Source organism: Kitasatospora sp. MBT63, assembly GCF_000710465.2.
Classification (GTDB): domain Bacteria; phylum Actinomycetota; class Actinomycetes; order Streptomycetales; family Streptomycetaceae; genus Kitasatospora.
Genome location: NZ_JAIZ01000756.1, coordinates 1 through 1,466, shown reverse-complemented (window position 1 = coordinate 1,466; position 1,466 = coordinate 1). Strand labels below are relative to the sequence as shown.

Genomic DNA, 1,466 nt, shown 5'->3' with positions numbered 1-1,466 from the left:
GCGGTGGCCTCACCGGCCGCCGCGGCGTCCGTGGCGGCGGTGCCGGTGGCGGCCGGGCGCAGTGCGGTGGCGGGGTTCAGGAGGGCGCCGTCCGTGGCGAGGAGCAGGACCAGTGAGGCTGCGGTGAGGGCGGCCGGACCTAAGTAGCGCACCCTCCAGTGCTACTGATCCACCATCACACCATCGGGGCGACGCGCGGTCCGGCCGGACCGTTTCACCTGGTCGGCGGCGTTGTCTCAGATTTCGGTAATGAGTTTGGAGCATCTGGACCCCTTACGTCACACTCGTTCCCATGCCCACTGCCAACCCCTGCGATCCGACCACCGTGGTCCCGACCCGTCCGGCCCCGACCCCCGCCGACGGAGTCCCCGTCGGCGCCCTTGCCATGCCGCCCTCCCCCAAGGGCGAGCCGGCCGGCGAGCGTGGTGGTTGGCGACGACGCGGGGCGGCGCCCTCGGTCACCACGGATCCACCACCCGGCAGCACGGCCGGGAGCGGCCGGCCAACGGCCGGCCCCCGGACCACCGGACCGAAGCGGCGCCTGGGAAGCATCCCGGCGCCGCTTCTGTGCGTGACGGCCATGTTCGCGGTCCAGCTGGGCATCGCCGCCTCCAAGCCGCTGTTCGGCGTGCTCGGTGTCGGCGGGGCGACCTTCCTGCGGCTCGTCGTCGCGGCGGGGCTGCTGCTGGCCGTCACCCGTCCGCGGCTGCGCGGGCGCAGCCGCCGCGACCTGGGTCTCGCCGTGCTGCTCGGGGTCGCCTCGGCCGGGATGACCCTGCTGTTCGCGGGGGCGGTGGACCGGCTGCCGATGGGGACCGCCTCCACCATCGAGTTCCTCGGGCCGCTCGCGGTCGCGCTGGCGCTCGCCCGGCGCCTGTCGCACCTGCTCTGGGCCCTGCTGGCGGGCGGCGGCGTGGTGCTGCTCACGCTGCTGGGCGAGGGCTCGGGCGGCGCCCGGCTGGACCCGGCCGGGCTGGCCTGCGCGTTCGGGGCGGCGGCCTGCTACGCCGGGTACATCCTGTTCACCGACAAGGTCGGGGCCGCGTTCAAGGGCTTCGAGGGGCTGGCGGTCTCGTTCGGCATCAGCGCGCTGGTGCTGGCGCCGTTCGGCGCGGCCGACGCCTGGCACGGGCTCGCGTCCGCGTCGGCGCCCGCGCTGCTGCTGCTCGCGGTCGCCGGGGTGGCGATGCTGTTCCCGGTGATCCCGTACGCGCTGGAGATGACCGCGCTGCGGCGGATGCCGCAGCGGGTGTTCAGCGTGATCGTCAGCCTGGACCCGGCGGTGAGCGCGCTGGTCGGGCTGGTGGTGCTGCACCAGCTGCTGGGGTGGGTGCAGGTCGCGGGGATCGGCTGCGTGGTGGCGGCGAGCGTGGGGGCGACCCTGACGGCGCGGCGGTAGCCGGGCGCTGCGGCGGCCGGCCGGCGGCCGCCGCGGCCGCGCGGGAACGCCGACGGGCGGCACCGGG

The 1,466-nt window shown here is 75.9% G+C and carries 1 protein-coding gene; it reads left to right on the top strand.

What is annotated here, in order from left to right:
* Window positions 1-580 precede the first annotated feature (580 nt).
* Complete coding sequence (locus tag AA75_RS39610; RefSeq protein ID WP_233289399.1) at window positions 581-1,399, top strand: DMT family transporter; 819 nt, start codon at window positions 581-583, stop codon at window positions 1,397-1,399.
* Window positions 1,400-1,466 lie beyond the last annotated feature (67 nt).